Source organism: Streptomyces sp. NPDC047453 (genome assembly GCF_040643155.1).
Lineage (GTDB): Bacteria > Actinomycetota > Actinomycetes > Streptomycetales > Streptomycetaceae > Streptomyces.
In genome coordinates, this window is the sequence record NZ_JBEYTS010000023.1 from 21555 (window position 1) to 42048 (window position 20494).

General features: G+C 73.2%; 19 protein-coding genes and 1 pseudogene. 11 read left to right on the plus strand and 9 right to left on the minus strand.

Features of this window, described 5'->3' with window-relative positions; genetic code table 11:
• Nucleotides 1–110: 110 nt before the first annotated feature.
• From ABZ818_RS21045 to ABZ818_RS21060, 4 genes and pseudogenes are all read right to left on the minus strand, one after another.
• The gene (locus ABZ818_RS21045) at nucleotides 111–1487 is read right to left on the minus strand and encodes an ABC transporter ATP-binding protein (protein WP_361416481.1); all 1377 of its coding nucleotides are present in this window, start codon (nucleotides 1485–1487) and stop codon (nucleotides 111–113) included.
• A gap of 225 nt (nucleotides 1488–1712) precedes the next feature.
• A pseudogene (locus tag ABZ818_RS21050) lies at nucleotides 1713–1856 on the minus strand (class F sortase); the annotation flags it as partial.
• Between the two features lie 12 nt (nucleotides 1857–1868).
• Entirely contained in the window at nucleotides 1869–2486 is a 618-nt protein-coding gene (locus ABZ818_RS21055; RefSeq protein ID WP_361416484.1) for a TetR/AcrR family transcriptional regulator, read from the minus strand.
• Between the two features lie 7 nt (nucleotides 2487–2493).
• A complete protein-coding gene (locus ABZ818_RS21060) occupies nucleotides 2494–3132 on the minus strand; it encodes a hypothetical protein (protein WP_361416486.1) in 639 nt (212 codons plus the stop codon).
• A 143-nt stretch (nucleotides 3133–3275) separates the two neighbouring features.
• Here ABZ818_RS21060 and hmgA point away from each other — a divergent pair, with 143 nt between their 5' ends.
• From hmgA to ABZ818_RS21075, 3 genes are read left to right on the plus strand one after another with little or no spacing between them, the layout of a single operon-like run.
• Nucleotides 3276–4592, plus strand: a complete 1317-nt coding sequence (hmgA, locus tag ABZ818_RS21065; protein WP_361416489.1) for a homogentisate 1,2-dioxygenase — start codon at nucleotides 3276–3278, stop codon at nucleotides 4590–4592.
• 27 nt (nucleotides 4593–4619) lie between these two features.
• Nucleotides 4620–5369: a GntR family transcriptional regulator gene (locus ABZ818_RS21070; protein ID WP_361416492.1), complete on the plus strand. Its 750-nt coding sequence runs from the start codon at nucleotides 4620–4622 to the stop codon at nucleotides 5367–5369.
• 26 nt (nucleotides 5370–5395) lie between these two features.
• A complete protein-coding gene (locus ABZ818_RS21075) occupies nucleotides 5396–6568 on the plus strand; it encodes a type ISP restriction/modification enzyme (protein ID WP_361416495.1) in 1173 nt (390 codons plus the stop codon).
• Between the two features lie 7 nt (nucleotides 6569–6575).
• Here the strand turns inward: ABZ818_RS21075 and ABZ818_RS21080 are convergent, their stop codons facing one another.
• Nucleotides 6576–7289, minus strand: coding sequence for a TetR/AcrR family transcriptional regulator (locus tag ABZ818_RS21080; RefSeq protein ID WP_361416498.1), 714 nt, complete (start codon nucleotides 7287–7289; stop codon nucleotides 6576–6578).
• Between the two features lie 64 nt (nucleotides 7290–7353).
• Between ABZ818_RS21080 and ABZ818_RS21085 the strand changes: the two genes are divergently transcribed.
• From ABZ818_RS21085 to ABZ818_RS21095, 3 genes are all read left to right on the plus strand, one after another.
• Complete coding sequence (locus ABZ818_RS21085; protein WP_361416501.1) at nucleotides 7354–8322, plus strand: ATP-binding cassette domain-containing protein; 969 nt, start codon at nucleotides 7354–7356, stop codon at nucleotides 8320–8322.
• Nucleotides 8319–9101, plus strand: a complete 783-nt coding sequence (locus ABZ818_RS21090) for an ABC transporter permease (RefSeq protein ID WP_361416504.1) — start codon at nucleotides 8319–8321, stop codon at nucleotides 9099–9101. The genes ABZ818_RS21085 and ABZ818_RS21090 overlap by 4 nt, the downstream gene beginning before the upstream one ends.
• 421 nt (nucleotides 9102–9522) lie before the next feature.
• Entirely contained in the window at nucleotides 9523–10719 is a 1197-nt protein-coding gene (locus ABZ818_RS21095) for a CaiB/BaiF CoA-transferase family protein (protein WP_361416507.1), read from the plus strand.
• A 42-nt stretch (nucleotides 10720–10761) separates the two neighbouring features.
• Here ABZ818_RS21095 and ABZ818_RS21100 read toward each other — a convergent pair whose 3' ends face one another.
• The 3 genes from ABZ818_RS21100 to ABZ818_RS21110 all read right to left on the minus strand — a co-directional run bounded on the left by ABZ818_RS21100 (nucleotide 10762) and on the right by ABZ818_RS21110 (nucleotide 12495).
• Nucleotides 10762–11028, minus strand: a complete 267-nt coding sequence (locus tag ABZ818_RS21100; RefSeq protein WP_141362413.1) for a hypothetical protein — start codon at nucleotides 11026–11028, stop codon at nucleotides 10762–10764.
• 115 nt (nucleotides 11029–11143) lie between these two features.
• Complete coding sequence (locus ABZ818_RS21105) at nucleotides 11144–11956, minus strand: anti-sigma factor (RefSeq protein WP_361416511.1); 813 nt, start codon at nucleotides 11954–11956, stop codon at nucleotides 11144–11146.
• The gene (locus ABZ818_RS21110) at nucleotides 11953–12495 is read right to left on the minus strand and encodes a sigma-70 family RNA polymerase sigma factor (RefSeq protein WP_361416514.1); all 543 of its coding nucleotides are present in this window, start codon (nucleotides 12493–12495) and stop codon (nucleotides 11953–11955) included. Before ABZ818_RS21110 ends, ABZ818_RS21105 begins: the two co-directional genes overlap by 4 nt.
• 207 nt (nucleotides 12496–12702) lie before the next feature.
• Here ABZ818_RS21110 and ABZ818_RS21115 point away from each other — a divergent pair, with 207 nt between their 5' ends.
• The 3 genes from ABZ818_RS21115 to ABZ818_RS21125 all read left to right on the plus strand — a co-directional run bounded on the left by ABZ818_RS21115 (nucleotide 12703) and on the right by ABZ818_RS21125 (nucleotide 17642).
• Nucleotides 12703–14262, plus strand: coding sequence for a DUF4331 domain-containing protein (locus tag ABZ818_RS21115; RefSeq protein ID WP_361416517.1), 1560 nt, complete (start codon nucleotides 12703–12705; stop codon nucleotides 14260–14262).
• Between the two features lie 138 nt (nucleotides 14263–14400).
• Complete coding sequence (locus ABZ818_RS21120; protein WP_361416520.1) at nucleotides 14401–15978, plus strand: tetratricopeptide repeat protein; 1578 nt, start codon at nucleotides 14401–14403, stop codon at nucleotides 15976–15978.
• Nucleotides 15979–16154: 176 nt separating this feature from the next.
• On the plus strand, nucleotides 16155–17642 hold the full coding sequence (locus tag ABZ818_RS21125; protein ID WP_361416522.1) for a nickel transporter: 1488 nt from the start codon (nucleotides 16155–16157) through the stop codon (nucleotides 17640–17642).
• Between the two features lie 114 nt (nucleotides 17643–17756).
• On the opposite strand, the gene ABZ818_RS21130 is transcribed toward ABZ818_RS21125, so the two are convergent.
• A complete protein-coding gene (locus ABZ818_RS21130) occupies nucleotides 17757–18566 on the minus strand; it encodes an SGNH/GDSL hydrolase family protein (protein WP_361416525.1) in 810 nt (269 codons plus the stop codon).
• A 260-nt stretch (nucleotides 18567–18826) separates the two neighbouring features.
• On the opposite strand from ABZ818_RS21130, the gene ABZ818_RS21135 reads away from it, so the two are divergent.
• Together ABZ818_RS21135 and ABZ818_RS21140 are read left to right on the plus strand one after the other, a co-directional pair.
• A complete protein-coding gene (locus ABZ818_RS21135; protein ID WP_361416529.1) occupies nucleotides 18827–19252 on the plus strand; it encodes a hypothetical protein in 426 nt (141 codons plus the stop codon).
• A gap of 1 nt (nucleotide 19253) precedes the next feature.
• Nucleotides 19254–20348: a GNAT family N-acetyltransferase gene (locus ABZ818_RS21140; RefSeq protein ID WP_361416532.1), complete on the plus strand. Its 1095-nt coding sequence runs from the start codon at nucleotides 19254–19256 to the stop codon at nucleotides 20346–20348.
• Nucleotides 20349–20494 lie beyond the last annotated feature (146 nt).

Genomic DNA, 20494 nt, shown 5'->3' on the forward strand with positions numbered 1-20494 from the left:
TGGACAAGCTTCCGCGTGAACAAGCTACTGACAGCCCATAAACCAGCGCCGGTAGCTTTCCGTCAACCGCACACCCCTCACCCGCCCGGCCCGCGACCTGCCGGGGCCCTTCACTCCTCCAGGTCGGGCAGGCGGTCCGGGGCCGGGCAGATGCGCTCGCCGCGCTGGTCGAAGACGAACAGGCGGGCGATGTCGACCAGGAGCGGCACCTGCATGCCGTGCCGCAGTTCGATGTCCGGCGTGGTCCGCACGACCAGGTCGCCGGGCAGGCGCTGCTCCGGCGCGGCGACCTGTTCCGGCGCGGGTCCGGCGGGGTGCTCCAGCACCACCACGGGTCCCGCGCGCAGGGCGCCCGCCCGGTCCCGCAGCCGGTTCAGGACCGTGCCCTCGCGCCGGCGCCGCCGGGTCGGGCGCCGGGTGGGACGCGGGGCCTCCAGATCGGGTACGACGGCGGGGCGGGAGCCGGTGTTGAAGTGGACGAGGACCTCGTGGCCCTGGAACTCCATGTGCTCCACCAGCCCGGTGATCGCCACCTCCCCGGGCCGCGCGGCGGGCGCGGGGGCTCCCGTCCGCCGGGACGAGGCCGAGAACTTGGGGGCGATCCGAACGGCCTCCGAGCGCAGCCCCACGATCACCTCGCGGCCCTGCTGCACACGCAGCAACTGGTGGTCCAGGGACAGGGGTTCGGGCAGGCGCAGGAACTGCTTGCCCAGGCTGATGGTCATGGCGCCGTCGAGCGGGGCGCGGACCAGGCCGCGCAGCAGGTTGATGCGCGGGGTGCCGATGAAGGCGGCCACGAAGACGTTGCGGGGCAGGGCGTACACCGCGCGCGGGGTGTCCACCTGCTGGAGGACGCCGCCGCGCAGGACGGCGACCCGGTCGCCCACGGACATGGCCTCGGACTGGTCATGGGTGACGTAGACCGTGGTGACGCCCAATTCCCGGGTCAGCTTGGATATTTCGGCGCGCAGATGGTTGCGGAGCTTGGCGTCGAGGTTGGACAGCGGCTCGTCCATCAGGAAGGCGGAGGGATGCCGGGAGATCGCGCGGCCCATGGCGACCCGCTGGCGTTCGCCGCCGGAGAGCTGGCTCGGGAAGCGGTCGAGGAGGTCCTCGATGCCCAGCATCCGGGCGGTGGCGTCGACGCGGCCGGCCGGATCCGCTCCGGGCGACTCGATGCGCAGCGGGAAGCCGATGTTGTCGCGGCTGGTCATGTTCGGGTAGAGGGCGAAGTTCTGGAAGACCATCGCCATGTCCCGGCCGGAGGGCGGCAGATCGTTGCCGTACTCGCCGTCGAGCAGCAACTGCCCCTCGGTGATCTCCTCCAGCCCGGCGATCATCCTGAGCACGGTGGACTTCCCGCAGCCGGAGGGCCCGAGCAGCACCAGGAACTCGCCGGGCGCGATGTCGAGCGAGAGGCGGTCCACCACGCGGACGCCCTTGGTGTAGGTCTTGGTCACGTCGTGCAGAGAGATGGCGCGTGTCATGAGGCATTCCCCCGGGACTCACCAGAGCACTGAGGCTCCGCGGGTCGAACGCCTCGTGCGGGTCGTACGGGGCGTATGAGCCACGGAAGTTAACGGAATGTGCGCGCCGGGGGGAAGGGACCGGGCAGGATCGGGCGCCGCCGTCCGCCGGGCGAGAAAGCGGACGATCGCGTTCAGGGCGGCCGGCCGTGGGCCACCCGCCCGCCGCACCGCCCGGTGCCAGGTCGTCGAGGTCAGGTGGGCGAAGACGACGACGTTGCCGGAGTGGCCGGCTCGGTGGGTGTAGAGGCCGCCGCAGGTGATCACACGGAGTTCGGAGCGCCGGGACGTGCCGTACACCTCCTTGTCCGGGAAGCGGGCCTTGTCGAAGCGCGGACGGCCTCAGTCCAGCACCCGCTCCAGGTAGGCACGCAGCATCCGCCGCATCTCCTCGATGATCCGCTCGTCGCCCTGCGTGTCGACACGGAAGGCGAGTTGGACCAGGGTGTCGGCGGTCTCGACGGCGATCAGGAAGGTGCGGCGCAGGTCGTCGTCGGGCGGGCGGCGCAGATAGCCGGACAGGAGGTCGGTGAGCCGGTCGGCGACGCGGTGGTTGGGTTCGGCGTAGCGGGCACCGACGGGGATCTGGTTGCCGAAGTCGACGAGGGAGAACCCGGGGGCGGTCCGCTTCATGGCCAGGTACTCGTCCAGGACGGCGTCCATGGCGGCACGCCATCCGCTGGTCCCCGTCTTCTTCGCCTTCTTCAGCCGCTCGGTGACGCGCTCGGTATACCGGTCGAGGTTGCGCTGGGCGAGCGCGTCCGCCATCGCCCGCTTGTTGCCGAAGAACCGGTAGACCGAGCCGATGGGCACACCGGCGCGCTCCGCGACGGCACGCGTGGTCAGCGCGTCGTAGCCGACCTCGTCGAGGAGATCGGCGCAGGCGTCGAGGATCCTGGTCAGCCGTTCGGCGCTGCGTCGCTGCACGGGCGCACGGCGAAGCTGGGTCGGGTGGGGCACGGCTTCATCATGCCTTCCCCCGGCGAGCGGGTGAAGCGCGCCTCCCGTTGGGCCGGGCCGCGACCCGCCACGGCTTCGGAAACGCGGCCTGGGCAGGCTCCTTCGGAGGCACGGCCTGGGACGACTCCGGCGATTCCGGCGACTCCGGGGGCGCGGCCGTGATGTCGGCCGTGCTCTGGACCGGATGGCCCGCGACGGCCCAGACCGTGCCGTCGTCGGCGTAGAGGCGGACGGTGACGTGATGGGTGCCGTGGGGGACGAGCCGGCCGGAGAGGCGGTACTCCGGGGCGCGCAGGCGGACGACGAGCCGGCCGTCCACCAGCAGTTGGGCGAGGCCGCGGCCGGCCGTCGCCCGTGCCGCCGTGCCGGCCGGGGAGAAGCGGAAGCGGCGCACGGCCAGCCGTACGTCCCAGTCGCCGTCGGCGTCCGGCCGCACCTCGACACGCACCTCGGGCGCGGTCTTCCGGTCCACCTCGCGGTAGAGCCGGCCCTCCTCGTCGGTGTGGTCGAGGAGCTTGCCCACGGGCTCGGCCGGTTTCCCGTCCACCGGCCCGTGCGCGCCTTTTGGTCCACAGCCCGCCGGCCCGGCGAACAGCAGGGCACAGACCGCGAGCGCAGCGAGTGATCCCCGCGTCCACGACGACATGACTGGGGAGCGTAGAGCAGCGGCCGGACCCGCCGGATCCCCCTGAGGTCGGGTTCCGCCCTCCGCCCGGAGTAGGGGGTCTTGCGCCCCGGAATACGCAATCCTACGGTGTCCCATAGGAATCAGGTTGCAAGGGAGCGATCATGAGCGGGGACGCACGCAAGACCGCCGAGAAACTGACCTACCTCTCCGGGTTCGGCAACGAGCACGGTTCCGAGGCGGTTCCGGGCGCGCTGCCCGAGGGCCGCAACTCCCCGCAGCGCGCCCCCCTCGGGCTGTACGCGGAGCAGCTCAGCGGTACGGCGTTCACCGAGCCGCGGGCCCACAACCGCCGCTCGTGGCTGTACCGGATCCGCCCGTCGGCCGCGCACCCGGCGTTCACCCGGACCGGCAACGGCACGATCCGCACGGCGCCGTTCACCGAGACGGTGCCCGACCCGAACCGGCTGCGCTGGAACCCGCTGCCGGAGCCCGCCCGCGGCACGGACTTCCTCGCCGGACTGTGGACACTGGGCGGCAACGGCGACGCCACCCAGCGCACGGGCGTGGCCGTGCACCTCTACCACGCCGACTCCTCGATGGAGCGCGTCTTCAGCGACGCGGACGGCGAGCTGCTGATCGTGCCGGAACGCGGCGGGCTGCTGCTGCACACCGAGTTCGGGATGCTGCACGCCGAACCGGGCGACGTGGCGCTCATCCCGCGCGGGGTGCGCTTCCGCGTGGAGCTTCTCGACACCACCGCCCGCGGCTACGTCTGCGAGAACTACGGCGCCCCCTTCCGCCTCCCCGACCTCGGCCCCATCGGCGCCAACGGCCTCGCCAACGCCCGCGACTTCCGCGCTCCGGTCGCCGCCTACGAGGACACCGAGGGCCCGGTGGAGGTGGTGAACAAGTTCTGCGGCAACCTGTGGACCGCCACCTACGACCACTCCCCGCTGGACGTGGTGGCGTGGCACGGCAACCTCGTGCCGTACGTCTACGACCTGCGCCGCTTCAACGTGATCGGCACGATCTCGTACGACCACCCGGACCCGTCGATCTTCACGGTGCTGACCTCGCCCTCCGACACCCCGGGCCTGGCCGGCGTGGACTTCGTCGTCTTCGCGCCGCGGTGGCTGGTCGGCGAGGACACCTTCCGGCCGCCGTACTTCCACCGGAACGTGATGAGCGAGTACATGGGCCTGATCGAGGGCGCCTACGACGCCAAGGCGGAGGGCTTCGTGCCGGGCGGCGGCTCGCTGCACAACATGATGTCGGCGCACGGCCCGGACCGGGAGACCTTCGACCGGGCGAGCGCGGCGGAGCTGAGGCCGCACAAGGTGGACGACGGTCTGGCGTTCATGTTCGAGACGCGCTGGCCGCTGACGCTCACGTCGGACGCGGCCGGGGCCGAGCACCTTCAGCGGCGGTACGACGACGTGTGGCAGGGGCTCGAGCGGCACTTCCGCCCCTTGCCCTGATCGATTCCCTACCGGTACGGATGGACCGTGACCTCCTTCGCCCCGGATTCGATCGTCCTGAACCGCAAGTTGCCGCTGTGGTACCAGGTGTCGCAGTCGCTGCGCGCCTCGATCCTCGGCCGCTCGCCCCAGGACCCGCTGCGCCTGCCCACCGAGGAGCAGCTGGCGGGGCACTACGGCGTGAGCGTGCTGACCATGCGGCAGGCGCTGAAGGAGCTGGAGGACGAGGGGCTGATCACCCGGCACCGGCGGCGCGGCACGTTCATCGAGCCCGGTGCCCGGCGGGGCACCCCGGTGCGGCTGCTGGGCTCGGTGGACGCCATCGTGGCCCAGCAGTCCGGCATGACCACCGAGCTGCTGGCCCACGGTACGGAGGCGGTGCCCGCCGAACTGGCCGAGTTCTTCCCGGATCTGGGCGAGGTGGCGACGTACCACCGTCTTCGCGGCGACGAGAAGACCGGTGAGCCGACCAACCACGCCCGCAACTACCTCCGTCCGGAGCTGGCCCGCCGGATGGCGCCGGAGGATCTGGTGCGGTGGCCGATGACCAAGGTGCTGCGGGACGTGGTGGGCGCGGACATCAGCCGGATCACGGACACCGTGCAGGCCCGGCTGGCCGATCCGGAGACGGCACGGCTGCTGCAGGTCCCACTGCTCAGCCCGATCCTGCACTACACGGGGATCACCTACGACGCGGCGGGGCGGCCGCTGGACGTGGCGGTGATCCACTACCGGGGGGATCGTTTCTCCTTCACGGTCACCCTCGACGCCACCTGACCCGGCCGTCCGGGTCAGGTCGTACGATGCCCGGCGTGACGCACGACGACGCTCCGCCGCTGGCCGACCTCATGCCGTGGTCCGTCGCACCGCCGCGGCTGGGCCGGGGGTGGCCGATGGCTCCCGACGCGGACTGTCTCAGGGCCCGCTGGGAGGCCCTGCTGAAGGCCGAGGGCCCCGACCGGGAGGCCCTGTTCGAGCCGACGCGCTCGCGCACGCCGTACACGGCCGTCGGGCAGCTGCCGAGCCGGACCGGCGGCACCGAGAGGCTGATCCGCGCCTCGGGCCCCTGTCCGGAGCCGGTGCGGGTGCTCGTGGCGCCGTTCGACGAGCAGTGGCTGATCCCCGACCACCGTCTGATCGACGCGGCCCGCCCCGAGTTGTGGCGGGTGGCGGACGCCCGGCAGGTCTTCGTGGCGGAGACGGCCGCCGCGCCCGGCACCGGACCGCCCCTGCTGGCGACGTCCCTGCTGCCCGTCCTGCGTCCGGGACGCGTCCGGCCCCTGTACCGCCGCCCGGCGGCCGCGGAACCGAACCTGGCGCCCGGCCTCCTGGACCACCTGGCCGCCCGCCTCGGGCACCGCCCCGCCCCGGAGGACGTCCTCGCCTGGACGCTCGCGGCGGCGCGCCCCGGTCCGGAGTCCCCGGTGGTCCCGCTCACCGGGGACTCCGGGGTCTGGGCGGCCGGAGTGGAGCTGGGCCGCCGGACGCTGTGGCTGATGCGCCGCGACGGCGAGCGCCCCAAGCTCCCCGGCGGTCGCCGCCCCTACGTCCGCGCCCCGCTGCCCGCCCGCCCGCTGACCCTGCGCTACGACCGCGACGAGGAGGCCCTGCACCTCGACGAGGGCCGCGTCTCCCCCGTCCCGCCACAGGCCTGGGACTTCGAGGCCGGCTCGGGGCGGGTCCTGGAACAGTGGTTCGCCGCGCGGACCGCGCAGGGCGAACCGGGCACCCTGGCGGCCGTCCGCCCGGCGACCTGGCCGCAGTCGTGGACGTCCGAGCTCCTGGAGCTGATCACGGTCCTCGCCCTGCTGGCGGAACTGCGTCCGCGGCGCGAGGCGTTGGAGGTGACGGCCCCGATCACCGCGGCCGATCTGCGGTCCGCGGGGATCCTTCCGGTCCCGGACGCGGCCCGCCGGCCGGCCTCGGTCCTCGATCACCTCGAAGAGGGTCCGGAGGGTCAGTTCGCCCTGATCTGAGGACGCCTCAGCCGCGCGGCGCGAACGCGTCGAGGACCCGCCCCAGCGCCCGATCGAACACCGCCTCCAGGTCGATCGGCCCGGCGTCCTCCGCGAAGGCCGCCGCCATCCGCGGATACTCACCCGTGGCAATCCGCCCGCCGAGATAGGCGATCCGCACCGCGTGCTCCTGCTCCTCCGACCAGGGCAACGACCGGGCGCGCTCGGCGGTGGCCAGCTCGTTCGCCACGTACATGGTCACCACGCTGTTGACCATCGCGACCAGTTCCATCTTGGTGCCGTAGGACACCTCGAGCGGGTCGAGGCAGACCAGGCAGTGCTCCAGATACCGCAGGGCGTTGGGGCTGAAGCCGTAGATGCCCGACATCAGGCGCGGCAGCCAGGGGTGGCGTCGCATGAGGCCGCGGGTCTGGTGGGCGACCCGCAGCGTATCGGCGCGCCAGTCGCCCGAGGGCTCCCACAGTTCGTGCTCACCGCTGACGGCGTCGACCATCAGCTCGTACAGGTCCTCCTTGCGGGGGACGTAGTTGTACAGCGACATGGTGCCGCAGCCGAGTTCAGCCGCCACGTGCCGCATGGAGACCGCGTCCAGGCCTCCGGCGTCGGCGATCCGCACCGCGGCGGCCGCGATGTCGGCACGGCTGTACGCCGGCCTCGGCCCCCGGCCCGCCCGCTCGGGACGGGCCCAGATCACTTCGGGTACGGCCGCTCGGCCAGTCATTGATCATCACCTCGCCCCACCATCGTAGTTACGTACATCGTACGTAGTGCGCTATCGTCGACACATGGCTACTACGTACGCTGTACTTAGTGAAGGTCTGGAGAAGCGGTTCGGGGAGGTCCACGCCCTGCGCGGGCTGGACCTGGCCGTGCCACAGGGCACCGTCTGCGGGCTGCTCGGGCCGAACGGGGCGGGCAAGACCACGGCCGTTCGGCTGCTGACCACGCTGCTGCGTCCGGACGCGGGGTCGGCACGTGTCGCGGGGCACGACCTCGTCCGGGAGGCGGCCGCGGTGCGCCGCAGGATCGGTGTCACCGGGCAGTACGCATCGGTCGACGGGGACCTCACCGGGCGCCAGAACCTGCGGCTGTTCGCGCGGCTGCACCGGGTCGGGAACGCGGCCGCGCGGGCCGACGAACTGCTGGAGCGGTTCGGCCTCGCCGAGGCGGCCGACCGGACCGCGTCCACCTACTCCGGCGGAATGCGACGCCGCCTCGACCTGGCGGCCAGCCTGATCCGCCGCCCTGACGTGCTGTTCCTGGACGAGCCGACCACCGGGCTCGACCCGGCCAGCCGCAACCGCATCCGGGACGCCGTACGCGACCTGAAGCAGCAGGGGACGACGGTGCTGCTGACCACCCAGTATCTGGAGGAGGCCGACCAACTCGCCGACGAGGTCGCCCTGATGGACCGGGGCCGGGTCGCGCACACCGGATCGCCCGCCCGGCTCAAGTCGCTGATCGGCTCCTACGCGGAAGTCGTCGTCGCGCGGGCCGACGCGATGGAGCGGGCCGCGGGCGTCCTCGACCGGCTCACCGGCTCCGAGCCGGCGTTCGACCACGAACGGCACACCGTCGGCGCGGTCACCACCGACGCGACGCTCACTCTCCCCCGCCTGGTGCGCGAACTCGACGCGGCCGGCGTGCCGTTGCTCGACGCGAGCCTCAGGCCGCCGACCCTCGACGACGTCTTCCTCCGGCTGACCGGGCAGCCCCCCGGCACCTCCCCCGACACCAAGGAGCTCGTGGCATGAGCGCGTTGACGTACGACGGCATGGCGATGGTGGGCCGGCAGCTGCGCCGGGTCCGCAACAGTCCGGGACTGGCGATCCTGACCCAGGTCATGCCGATCAACATGCTGCTGTTCTTCGGCTACGTCTTCGGCAGCGCGCTGGCGATGCCCGGCCGGGAGTACCGCTCCTTCCTGGTGCCGGGGCTGCTGGTGGCAACCGCCGCGGGCGGGATCATGACCGGCATGTTCCAGGCGGCCCAGGACACGCACCGGGGCGTGATGGACCGCTTCCGCACGATGCCGGTGAGCCGGGCGGCGGTGCCGCTCGGACAGGCGGTGGCGGACCTCGTCGTCACGGCCGCCGGAACGGTGCCCCTGCTGCTGGTCGGGCTCGCGGTGGGCTGGCGGGTCGAGGGGTCGGCGCCCGAAGCGCTGGGCGCCGTGGGCCTGTTGCTGCTGTTCCGGTTCGCGTGCACCTGGATCGGGATCCTCCTCGGGCTGCTCACCCGCAGCGAGGAGGCCGCCGGGCAGCTCGGCGCCGCCACCTTCGTGCTGCCGCTGCTGTCCAACGCCTACATCCCGACCGACAACCTGGTGGGCTGGCTGCGCACGACGGCCGAATGGAACCCGATCAGCGCGGTGACCACCGCCCTGCGGGACCTCTTCGGCAACGCACCCGTGCCCGAGGGTGCCGCCTGGCCGGTGGCCCACCCCGTCGCCGGGTCGCTGGCCTGGTGCGCGCTCCTGATCGCCCTGTGCGGACCCCTCGCCGTCCGGCGGTACGCCCGCGAAGAGGGCTGACAGCGGGCGCCGGACTGCCCTGACCTCCGGCAGGAAGAGCGCGGCCGCCGCCCGGAAGTGCGCGGCCGCCCGTGGCGGTCGCCCGCCGACCGGCGCGGCGCTCCCGCCGCCGGATCCGTCTACCCACCTGGAGACCGGGGCCCACCGCCGGGTCCGTCGAGCGCCGGTCGGCGGCGCCACGGTCGGCAGCGCCCGCCAGGGCCCCCGCCGCCAGTCGGCACCCCCGCCCCGGCATCCCCGCGCCGAGCCCCGGCCCGCGCCGCCAGCCGGCACCCGGGCCTGCACGCCCCGGTCTGGGCCCCGGCCGGCACCCGGGCCCGCGCCCCGGCCGGCTCGACGAGCCGCACGGCGCGGTGACCCGTCGGTGGCCGGCCATGCCCGCTGCTGACAAACCCACTGGGCGCGGGTCATGATCCGGGGCATGGATCAGCTTCCGCCGCCCCTGGAGGGCGTCACCGTGGTCGCTGTCGAGCAGGCCGTGTCGGCGCCGTTCGCCACCCGGCAGCTCGCCGACCTCGGGGCTCGGGTCATCAAGGTCGAGCGGGTGGACGGGGGTGACTTCGCGCGGGGATACGACACCGCGGCGGGCGGACTCGCCTCGCACTTCGTGTGGTGCAACCGGGGCAAGGAATCCGTGGCGCTGGACCTGAAGGACCCGCGGGGTCTGGACGTCGTACGGCGGCTGATCGCCCGCGCGGACGTGTTCGTGCAGAACCTCGCCCAGGGCGCGGCGGCCCGGCTCGGCCTGGACGCGGCGACGCTGTGCGCCGGGCATCCGCGGCTGATCGCCGTCGACATCTCGGGCTACGGGTCGGGCGGTCCGTACGCGCACAAGCGGGCCTACGACATGCTCGTGCAGTGCGAGGCGGGGCTGGTGTCCGTGACCGGCACGCCGGAGCAGCCGGTGAAGGCGGGGATCCCGGCGGCGGACATCGCGGCGGCCATGTACGCCTTCTCGGGCGTGCTGGCCGCGCTGGTGCGGCGCGGCACGACGGGGCGCGGCGGTCCGGTGGAGGTGTCGATGCTGGAGGCGCTCGCCGAGTGGCTGGGGCATCCGCTGCACCACGCGATGCACGGCGGGACCGCCCCGGCGCGCACCGGCCTCGCGCACGCCGTCATCGCCCCCTACGACGCCTTTCCGACCGCGGACGGCGGACGGGTGCTGCTGTCGGTGCAGAACGACCGGGAGTGGCGCCGGCTCGCCGAACACGTGCTGCGGCAGCCTGAGTCGGGGGACGATCCGATGTTCGCGACGAACGCGGCACGGGTCGCGCACCGGGAACGCACCGACGAACTGGTCGGCAAGGCGCTCGGAGCGCTGGACACCGACGAGGCGCTGGCCCGGCTGGAGGGCGCGGGCATCGCCTGCGCACGTCTGAGGGACGTGCACGAGCTCGCGGAGCATCCGCAGCTCGCGGCCCGGGAGCGGTGGCGGGAGGTGGGTACGCCGGCCGGCCCGCTCAGGGCGCTGCTGCCGCCGATCACGCTGCCGGGCGGGACCGGGCCGAGCATGGGAGACGTTCCCGCGCTCGGACAGCACACCGGGGCGCTGCTGCGTGCCGTGGGAATGACGGACGGCGAGATCGCGGCGCTGCGCCGGGACGGCGTGGTGGCCTGAGCGCGGGTCGGGTGAACGGGCCGAGGAGACGCAGGTCGGAGCTCAGCGCGCGCCGAACAGCGAGCGGCGCAGCCTGCGCAGCGGCGCGAACAGCGACACGCGGTGGACCCGGGCGCGCCTGCCCGTGCGGTCGTGCGGGCCACGTGCGGTCAGCTCGCGCATCAGCGACGTCGCCTCGGCCGTCTCCCGCTGCGGCACGGCAGGACCGGCCAGCACCGACAGATGACGGTCGAGACGCGAGCTGGTCGCGCTGCTCCCGCAGGTGATCGCAGGGACCCTGGCCCTGCTGCGCACTGTTATCTGCTCCATGTCACTCCCCACCCGTACGAGTCCACCCGGCCCGGGCAGAGTAACCCTATCGCCCCGTTGGGGCACTCGTGTATCGCGGTGGCAGGATTCACCTTCCCTGGAGGGGTGTTGACGATTACTCTCCGAATCCGACCGCATTCAAGGCGAGTTGAGCAATTGGCCGCGTAGTGGGCCCGGGTGACCCCCCGTCGGGCTCGACCGTCACGGCGAGTGATGTCGCCGAACGGGTGAGACCCGAGACGACCAGGGGCGCGTCACCCTCGAACAGGCCGAGGGAGCTCGGTGGTGCGCCGGGGCGCATGAGCCACAGCTGGCGCACCCGGCCACTGGGCGGGTCCGCGTACCCGCCCAGGGTCACCACGGCCTGCTCCCGGGAGGCGGAAGCAATCACTCCGATACTGCAGCCCTCCGCGTCCCGGCTGGTGGCGGCCCGGGTGTCCGGGGCGGCGAGAACGTGGGCGATCTCACGTGCCCGGTCCCGCTGGGCCGCCAGTTCGTCCTGGGTCCGGTTCGCCTGGACGGCGAAGAGCGCGGCGACCACGAGGGCCGCGGCTGCGGTCACGGTGGCGAACGGCACGAACAGGGGGCGCGGCCGGGGCGCACGGGTGCGCGCGGGTGGCGGCCGGGTGCCCCAGACGTGCGGGGGCAGTTGGGGCGTGTGCTCACGCGCCGGGGCGGGATCCTGAGGGGTGTCGCGTATCGCGGCCAGCACCCGCTCGCGCAGCCCGGCGGGCGCCGGGGTGGCGGCGGACCAGGCCAGACGCACCGCGTCCTCGGCCAGGGCACGCACCTGGGCGGCGCACGCGGAGCAGTTCCTCAGGTGCTTGTCGAAGCGGACCCGTTCGGCGGGCTCCAGGGCGTGGAGGGCGTAGGGCGCGGCGAAGGAGTGCGGGTCCTCGCGGCGCAGCAGGCGGTCGAGCAGGCTCATGCGGCACATCCCAGGCACTCGCGCAGCCGGATGAGCCCGTCGCGCATCCGCGTCTTGACCGTGCCCAGCGGCAGGGACAGCCGCTCGGCCACTTCACGGTAGGTGTAACCGTCGTAGTAGGCGAGGGTGACCGACTGGCGCTGGAGGGCGGTGAGGCGGTCCAGGCAGCGCCGTACCCATTCGCGTTCCAGGCCCACCTCGACCTCCTCGGTGACGTGGTCGAAGGCGGGCGAGGCGGCGCGCGCCGCCTCGCGCCGCTCCCGCTCGCCGGCGGCGCGGACGCTGCGCACCCGGTCGACGGCGCGGCGGTGGGCGAGGGTGAGCACCCAGGACAGGGCGCTGCCCCGCCCTGGGTCGAACCTCGGGGCGGAGCGCCACACTTCGAGCAACACCTCCTGGGTGACCTCCTCGGACTGGGCCGGGTCGCGCACCACGCGCCGCACCAGCCCGTAGATGGGCCCGGACACCAGTCCGTACAGCTCCTCGAACGCCTTGTGGTCGCCCCCCGCCACGAGCACCAGAAACTCGTCCGCCTCCACCCGCCGCCCCCTCTCCCCCGGCCGCCGTGGGCTCGTCCTCACGCGCGCGGGGCGCGCGGCGTGCGTGCCCCTCGGATGTGGTACGGATCCGCGGGCCGAAAACGCGGGTCGAGCGGCGGGAAAAGAAATCCGCCGGCGGACCGATCCGTCCCGGGCCGGTCTCCGAATCCCCTACGACAGGCAAGTCGGCACTGAGGACGGATCGGCATGACACCTTTCTCCAGTCTCTCCAAGCGCGGCGGGGGCACCCCCAGGCGTTCGGCTCCCGGGGAGGGACGCAGAGGCCTCGCCTCCCTCGTCTGCGGCGCGCTGGCCGCCGGGGGGCTCGCGGCCGCCGGCACGGCCGTGCTCGAACCCGGGCGGGCCGCCGCCTCCAGCCACCGGGAGGCGCCGCTCGTCTCGGGCGCCCCGCAGTACGACAACACGGACCTGTACGCGTTCGTCAGCCCGGACAAGCCCGACACCACGACCCTCGTGGCGAACTGGATACCGTTCGAGGAGCCGGCCGGGGGTCCGAACTTCTACACGTTCGCTGAGGACGCCCAGTACGACCTGCACATCGACAACGACGGTGACGCGCGGAGCGACCTGGTCTTCCGGTACACGTTCAGGACGCACGTCAAGGACGAGAACACGTTCCTCTACAACACGGGCCCGGTGCACAGCCTGGACGACCCGAACCTGAACGTGACCCAGACGTACGACGTCGACCTGATCAGGCTGCGCCACGGGCGGGAGATGTCCACGACGCGGCTCGCGGACGGTGTGCCGGTGGCGCCGTCGAACGTCGGCAAGGCGTCGATGCCGGACTACGGCGCACTGCGGAAGCAGGCCGTCCACCGGACGCCGGGCGGTGCGGCGACGTTCGCCGGGCAGGCCGACGACCCGTTCTTCGCGGACCTGCGCGTCTTCGACCTGCTGTACGGCGGGGACCTCTCCGAGGTCGGCAACGACACGCTCAAGGGCTACAACGTCAACACGATCGCGCTCCAGGTGCCGAACGACCTGATCCGCGAGTCGGCCGGGCAGCCCGTCGTGGGCATCTGGTCGACCACGCAGCGCAAGAACGCCCGCGGCGGCTTCACGCAGGTCTCGCGCCTGGGCAACCCGCTCGTCAACGAGGTCGTCAACCCGCAGAAGGACAAGGACGGGTTCAACGCCTCCTCGCCCTACGGCGACGCGCGGTTCCTCCGGAACGTCACCCATCCCGAACTGCCGAAGCTCGTCGAACAGATCTACAAGATCAAGGCGCCCGCCGAGCCGCGCGACGATCTCGTGGAGGTGTTCCTCAAGGGCGTGAAGGACCTCAACCAGCCGCCGTACGTGCGGCCTTCGGAGCAGCTGCGGCTGAACACCTCGATCGCGCCGAGCCCGCATCCCAAGCGGCTGGGCGTTCTCGACGGCGACAACGCGGGCTTCCCGAACGGCCGCAGGCTCACCGACGACGTGATCGACGCGGCGCTCCAGGTGATGGAGGGCGCGCTGCTCGGCGCGAAGAACGACCTGGGCGACGCGGTCGACGCGAACGACAAGGAGTTCGATCGCTCGTTCCCGTACGTGGCCGAGCCGACGTCCGGTTCGCGCGGACGGGCCGCCGAGAGCACGGGCGCGGACGTGCGCAGCGGGCTGGGCGACGCGTTGCGGCCGGCGGGCGCCTCCGGGGACACGATGCTGATGGCCGGTTCGGCGGCCGCGGGGGCGGCCGGAGTCCTGCTGATCGGCACGGGTCTGTCCTGGTGGCGCCGCCGCTCGCAGCGCCCGTACTGACCCCGTGCCGACTCACGCCCCCACCGGCCGGCGCGGCCCGCGTTCCACCCATCCCTCACGACGCGGGCCGCGCCACCCCACGCGAACCCGGCCGTACCGGCGGTACGGCCCGAACACCCAGGCGACCAAGGAGAGGGCATGGCCCGGCGCGACGACCCCATCCCACCTGACCGCGGACACCACGCCACCGGTCCCGCGACGCCCTCGGAGAACCGGCCCGCCGAGCCCGAACACGGCCCGGCGGACCCCCCGAGGGAACACCACCGCGAACACCCGCACGACGACACCCCCGCGGCCCCGGCGGAGCGCGAGGCCGAAGGCCCGCAGGACGGCACCGGCGAGGGCGTCGACGGAGCCGTCACGGACGGGCGCGTCGCCGCGACGGGACACCGCCGGCGGCGGGGGCCGCTCGTCGGACTCGTGGTGCTGCTGGCCGTGGCGATGACCGGGGGTGCCCTGGCCGTGGGGGCGGGGCGGGACGGCCACGAGGCGGCCGGCCCCGCGGGCGGGGCCGTGGCGCCGGAGCTGCTCGCCGGGGGAAGTCCGGGCACCGGCATCACGTCGCTCCAGGCGCTTCTGCGGGTGCGGCCGAAGGACCACGCCGGCTGGGCCGCCCTCGGGCTCGCCTACGTCGAGGAGGCGCGCACCAAGGGCGATCCCTCGCGGTACCCGCAGGCCGAGAGGGCGCTGGCGCGGTCGCTGAAGCTGGCGCCCGGAAACGACCAGGCCCTCGCCGGCCGCGCCGCGCTCGCCGCCGCCCGGCACGACTTCGCCGGCGCCCTGACCCACGCGGACCAGGCCCTGGAGCAGAACCCCTACAGCGAGCGCGCCCTGTCCTCCCGGATCGACGCCCTCGTCGAACTCGGCCGGTACGACGCGGCGTCCGAGGCCGCCGACACCGCCGACGCCCGGCGCCCGGGCGTGCCGGTCTTCACGCGCTACGCCTACGTGCGCGAACTGCGCGGCGACGTCACCACCGCCCGCCGTGTCCTGGAACAGGCGCTCGCCGCCGCCTCCCGCGGCGACATCGCCTACGTCGCCACCCAGCTCGGCCAACTCGCCTGGAACCAGGGCGACTACAAGGCCGCCCTCGGCCACTTCGCGCGGGCCCTGGCCACCGACGACGGCTACCTGCCCGCCCTGGAGGGGCGCGCCCGCGCCCGGGCGGCGAGCGGTGACCTCGCCGCCGCCGTCAGGGACTTGGAGGACGTCGTCTCCCGCTACCCGCTGCCCGGACCGCTCGTCGCGCTCGGCGAGCTGTACGAGGCCCGCGCCGCCGCCGGCGACCGGGCGAAGGCGCGGAACCAGTACGCCCTCGTCGACGCCTGGATCGCGCTCGCCCGCGCGAGCGGTGTCAACGCCGACCTCGACACGGCGCTCGCCGCCGCCGACCACGGCGACGCCGGGGCGGCGCTGCGCGCGGCCCGCGCCGAGTGGGCCCGCCGGCACACCGTGCACACCGCGGACGCGCTCGCCTGGGCGCTGCACCGGAACGGCCGCGCCCGGGAAGCCCACCCCTACGCCCGGCAGGCCACGGCCACCGGCTACCGCAACGCCGCGTTCCTCTACCACCGCGGCATGATCGAGCACGCCACCGGCCGCACCGACGCCGCCCGCACCCACCTGACCGCCGCCCTGAAGCTGAACCCCGGCTTCTCCCCCCTCGGTGCCCGCACGGCACGCACGACCCTGAAGTCCCTGGAGACAGCCCGGTGAAGCACCTCCATCCACTCCCCGCCACCACGGCCGCCCTCGCCAGGGCGCCGCACAGGAACGACCGTGCCTGGGAAGCCCTCCCCTTGCAAGGCCGCCGTGAACCTGAACCCTGCCTTCTCCCCCCTCGGCGCCCGCACAGCACGTACGACCCTGAACTCCGCGGAAGCGGCCCGGTGATGCGCCTCCGCCCACTCCGCGCCGCCGCGGCCGCCCTCGTCGCGGCCTGCGCGCTCGTCCTCGTCCCGGCCGGCGCCGCGAGCGCGCACCCGCTCGGAAACTTCACCGTCAACCGCTACGACGGACTGGTCGCCACCCCCGGCGCGCTCCGCGTGGACCACGTCGAGGACCTCGCCGAGATCCCTGCGACCCAGGCCAAGCCGGACATCGAGCGGATCGGCCTGGCCGCGTGGGCCCGGCAGCGGTGCGAGAAAGCCGCGCGGGACAGCGCCGTCACGGTCGACGGACGCACGGTCGCGCTCACCGCGCACGGCAGCCACGCGCGCGTGCGCCCCGGCCAGGCGGGCCTCGACACCCTCCGGGTGGAGTGCGGGCTGAGCGCGCCGCTGCCCGAGGGGGCCACCGCCGCCGTCGGCTTCCGCGGCGCGGAGGCGTCCTCCGGGCCCGGCTGGCGGGAGATCACGGCGCGCGGCGACCGGATGACGCTCACCGCGTCCGATGTGCCGAAGACCTCCGTGTCCGGCGAACTGACCCGCTATCCGGCACGGTTGCTGTCCTCCCCGGCCGACACCTCCACCGCGTCCCTGCGGGTGCGGCCTGGCGGCCCCGCGCTCGCCGACGAGCGGCGCGACGCGCCCGCCGCCTCCGTGCTGCCCCGCGGCGCCGACCGCTGGACGCGGGCCCTGGACCACCTGATCGCCCGGCACGACCTCACCCTCGGCTTCGCCGCCCTCGCCCTGGTCGTCGCGGTCGGGCTCGGCGCCCTGCACGCCCTGGCCCCGGGCCACGGCAAGACCGTCATGGCGGCGATGGCGGCGGCGCGCGGCGGCCGGGCCCGCCCGAGGGACGTCCTGCCGCTGGCCGCCTCGGTGACCGTCACCCACACCCTCGGCGTGGTCGCCCTCGGGCTGCTGGTCGCGGCCGGCTCCGCGGCCGCGCCCTCGGTGATCGCCTGGCTGGGCGTCGCCGGCGGTGTCCTGGTCACCCTGGCGGGCGCCGGCCTCGTACGCCGCGCCTGGCGCAACCGCGACCACGGGCACGGGCATTCGCACAGCCACGATCACGCTCACGATCACGCTCACGACCACTCCCACGGCCTGGAACACACCCACGGCGGCCACACCCACACGCACCCCGCGGTCCCCACCCTCCGCGGCACCCTGCTCCTCGGGTTCGCCGGCGGGCTCGTGCCCAGTCCGTCAGCCGTGGTGGTCCTGGTGGGCGCGGCGGCGCTGGGGCAGGCCTGGTTCGGGCTGCTGCTCGTGGTGGCGTACGGCGTCGGGCTCGCCCTGACCCTCACCGCGGCCGGGATCGCCGTGGTGAAGCTGGGCAGCGGTGTGAACCGGCTGCTGGACGGGCGCCCCCGCTGGACCGCGGGCCCGGCGGCGGCCCTGGTGCGCAGGACCGCGCCGCTCGGGTCGGCGTGCGTGGTCGTCGCCCTGGGAGCCGGGCTGATGCTCAAGGGGGCGGCAGCGGCACTGGGCTGAGCACTGGCCGAGAGATCCCGGAGGCTCGGCCCGAGGGGCGGGCCGGCGCGGCGGAGACCCCGGCGGGCGGAGTCTCCGCTTCGGGCGCGAAGAGGCCCTGGTGGTGACGGTGGGTCAGGCCGCTTTGGTGAACACGGGGAGGTAGCCGCCGGAGTGGCCGGCCGCCGTCGGGTGGTAGGACTCGCCGATGCTGAGCCAGTTGACGCTGTGCAGCCAGGAGCTGCCGGAGCAGATCTCGTGGCCGGTAAAGGTGGTGCGGACGTCGCCGAAGACGAAGCCGTGGTTGGCGGCGATCTTGGCGGTGGCGGCGTCGATGTGGTCGGCGGCGCCGTTGATGGCGGAGCGCTTGGCCTCGCTGAGGCCCAGGCAGAGCTGGCCGAGCAGGTAGAAGCGGGGGTAGCCGATGACGACCACGCGCGCGTTGGGAGCCTTGGAGCGGATCGTCGAGTAGAGGTTGTTCAGCTTGCCGGGCAGCGTCGAGTCGACGTACGCCTTGGCGGTGTTGATGCGCGAAAGGCAGTCGCTGTCGGACTGGAGCACACAGGTCGTCATGACGTCGGAGAACCCGGCGTCGTTGCCGCCGACGGTGATCGAGACGAGGGTGGTGGCGGAGTTGAGCGGGCCGAGCTGGTTGGCCAGTACGTCGTCGGTCCTGGCACCCGAACAGGCGGTGAAGGAGAACGACGACGGGGAGTGGGCCGCGTTCCACAGGTAGGGGTACGCGTTCGTGCTGCGGTTGCAGCTGCCGCTGGAGCTGATGTAGCTGCCGGCGCCCACCCCGGAGGAGTAGGAGTCGCCGAGGGCCACATATGGGCCGTTCGCCGCCAGTTGGGACGCCTGAGCCGTCGTCACCCCGGTCAGGGCGAAGCCGATGGTCAGGAGGAGGGAACCGATATAGGCGGAAATTCGGGAACTTCGTCTCATGGAACCTCCCTTTAGCAGGATCTCTGCCGTAACCGTCGTAGCAGTTACGCGTGTTGACTGGAAGTGTCCATGCCAAAACTTTTCAGCGATCAACGAAATCCGCTGTGGCACAAGGGGCTTGGGAGGTCGGGAACCGGCCACTCGAACGGAGTTCGCAAGCAGGCGAGAACCCGTACGGGCGGCTTCCGCATCTTGACTGGCGCCGCGGGCTGCGCGACATTGAAGCCCGGCATCCGGCGCTTCGGGGGGCAAAGTCGCCAATGCAGACCATACGCATCAAGACAGCTTCAACACCGGGCAGTCAGCGGGCGCGGCCAGGGCCGGGGAGGGACCTGTCACCGCTGCTCGCGGGCGCCGCGACGGCAGTCGGGGGGATCGGTGCGCTGCTCGCGCTCACCGGCTCCGACTCCCCTCTGCGCGGCCCGTTGACGCTGTTCTTCCTGCTCGCGGCGCCGGCCACGGCAATCGCCGCCGCGCTGCGCGGGCTGGATCCTTTCGGCCGCGTCCTCGCCTCGGTGGCGGGCGCGGTCGTCCTCGACATGCTGGTGGCCCAGGGGATGCTGGCCGTGCACCGATGGTCCGTCAGCGGCGGACTGCTGGCCGTCACCGCGTTCAGCTCCCTCGTTCTCCTGCTGGTTCTGGTGCGGCGGCAGCGCGGCCGTACGGCGAGAAGACAGGGCTCCTGACGTGGACATCAACGTGTACCGCCCCGGCGAGTTGAGCGCCGCCGACCGGGCGGCGTGGACCGCGATGCAGTCCAAGGCGCATCTGCACGGTGCGGAGGAACTGGCGAACCCCTTCCTGTGCCCCGAGTTCGCGCTCGCGGTGGGCCGGTGCAGACGCGGAGTGCGGATCGCGGTGGTCCGCGAGGACGGCGAGCCCGCCGCGTTCTTCCCGTTCCAGAGATCGGCGACCGGCGTAGGCCGGGCCGTCGGGCTCGGCGTCTCCGACTGCCAGGGCCTGGTGCACCGGCCCGGCTTCACCTGGGACGCCCGTGAGCTGCTGCGGGCCTGCTCACTGGCCGTCTGGGAGTTCGACCACCTGGTGGCGGGCCAGGAGCCGTTCGAGGCGGGAGCCTCCGGCAGCTTCCCGTCCCCGGTCATGGACGTCGACCAGGGCTACGACACCTACGTGCGCGAACTGCGCGCCCGGTCGCCGAAGTTCACCCGGACCACGCTCGCCAAGGAGCGCAGGCTGGGCCGTGACACGGGCCCGGTGCGCTACGTCCACGACGAGCGCGACCCCGCCGCGCTGCGCAGGCTGATGGCCTGGAAGTCCGCCCAGTACCGGCGGACCGGGCGCAGCGACCGCTTCGCGCACGAGTGGATCTCCCGCCTGGTGACACAGCTGTTCCACACCCGCTCCGACTCCTTCGCGGGGATCCTGTCGGTGCTGTACGCGGACGGCCGGCCGGTCGCCGCCCACTTCGGGCTGCGCTCCGAGCGGGTGCTGGCCTGCTGGTTCCCGGCCTACGACCCGGCGTACGCGAAGTTCTCCCCGGGACTGATCCTGCATCTGCGCATGGCCGAGGCGGCCGCCGCCGACGGCATCGCGTACCTGGATCTCGGCCGGGGCCAGAAGGAGTACAAGGACTCCCTGAAGACACGCGAACTCAGCGTGTCCGAAGGGTGGGTGACACGCCGCCACCCGGTGGCGGCCGGGCATCGGGCGCGCCGCGCCCCGGTCCGGGCGCTGCGCAACGCGGTGCTGTCGCGGCCGGAACTGTTCGAGCCCGCGGACAGGATCCTCAAACGCATGGGACAAATCCGTTCCAGGCGCTGAACAGTACGTACAGGGTTTCGTTACGGCAAAACCAACAAAAACGTGAGGCCTCGTTCCAGGTCTTGCCATACTGGTTCAATCATCAATACCGTCGTACATCTCACCCGCATCGGTCCGTCGGCAAGCGGCTCTAGGGGAGGGCTCAG

Excerpts from the sequence above, each read along its gene's own strand:
- ABZ818_RS21045 (WP_361416481.1), bottom strand. The coding sequence starts at position 1,487 with ATGACACGCGCCATCTCTCTGCACGACGTGACCAAGACCTACACCAAG.
- ABZ818_RS21060 (WP_361416486.1), bottom strand. The coding sequence starts at position 3,132 with ATGTCGTCGTGGACGCGGGGATCACTCGCTGCGCTCGCGGTCTGTGCC.
- hmgA (WP_361416489.1), top strand. The coding sequence starts at position 3,276 with ATGAGCGGGGACGCACGCAAGACCGCCGAGAAACTGACCTACCTCTCC.
- ABZ818_RS21075 (WP_361416495.1), top strand. The coding sequence starts at position 5,396 with ATGCCCGGCGTGACGCACGACGACGCTCCGCCGCTGGCCGACCTCATG.
- ABZ818_RS21080 (WP_361416498.1), bottom strand. The coding sequence starts at position 7,289 with ATGACTGGCCGAGCGGCCGTACCCGAAGTGATCTGGGCCCGTCCCGAG.
- ABZ818_RS21085 (WP_361416501.1), top strand. The coding sequence starts at position 7,354 with ATGGCTACTACGTACGCTGTACTTAGTGAAGGTCTGGAGAAGCGGTTC.
- ABZ818_RS21090 (WP_361416504.1), top strand. The coding sequence starts at position 8,319 with ATGAGCGCGTTGACGTACGACGGCATGGCGATGGTGGGCCGGCAGCTG.
- ABZ818_RS21095 (WP_361416507.1), top strand. The coding sequence starts at position 9,523 with ATGGATCAGCTTCCGCCGCCCCTGGAGGGCGTCACCGTGGTCGCTGTC.
- ABZ818_RS21100 (WP_141362413.1), bottom strand. The coding sequence starts at position 11,028 with ATGGAGCAGATAACAGTGCGCAGCAGGGCCAGGGTCCCTGCGATCACC.
- ABZ818_RS21105 (WP_361416511.1), bottom strand. The coding sequence starts at position 11,956 with ATGAGCCTGCTCGACCGCCTGCTGCGCCGCGAGGACCCGCACTCCTTC.
- ABZ818_RS21115 (WP_361416517.1), top strand. The coding sequence starts at position 12,703 with ATGACACCTTTCTCCAGTCTCTCCAAGCGCGGCGGGGGCACCCCCAGG.
- ABZ818_RS21120 (WP_361416520.1), top strand. The coding sequence starts at position 14,401 with ATGGCCCGGCGCGACGACCCCATCCCACCTGACCGCGGACACCACGCC.
- ABZ818_RS21125 (WP_361416522.1), top strand. The coding sequence starts at position 16,155 with ATGCGCCTCCGCCCACTCCGCGCCGCCGCGGCCGCCCTCGTCGCGGCC.
- ABZ818_RS21130 (WP_361416525.1), bottom strand. The coding sequence starts at position 18,566 with ATGAGACGAAGTTCCCGAATTTCCGCCTATATCGGTTCCCTCCTCCTG.
- ABZ818_RS21135 (WP_361416529.1), top strand. The coding sequence starts at position 18,827 with ATGCAGACCATACGCATCAAGACAGCTTCAACACCGGGCAGTCAGCGG.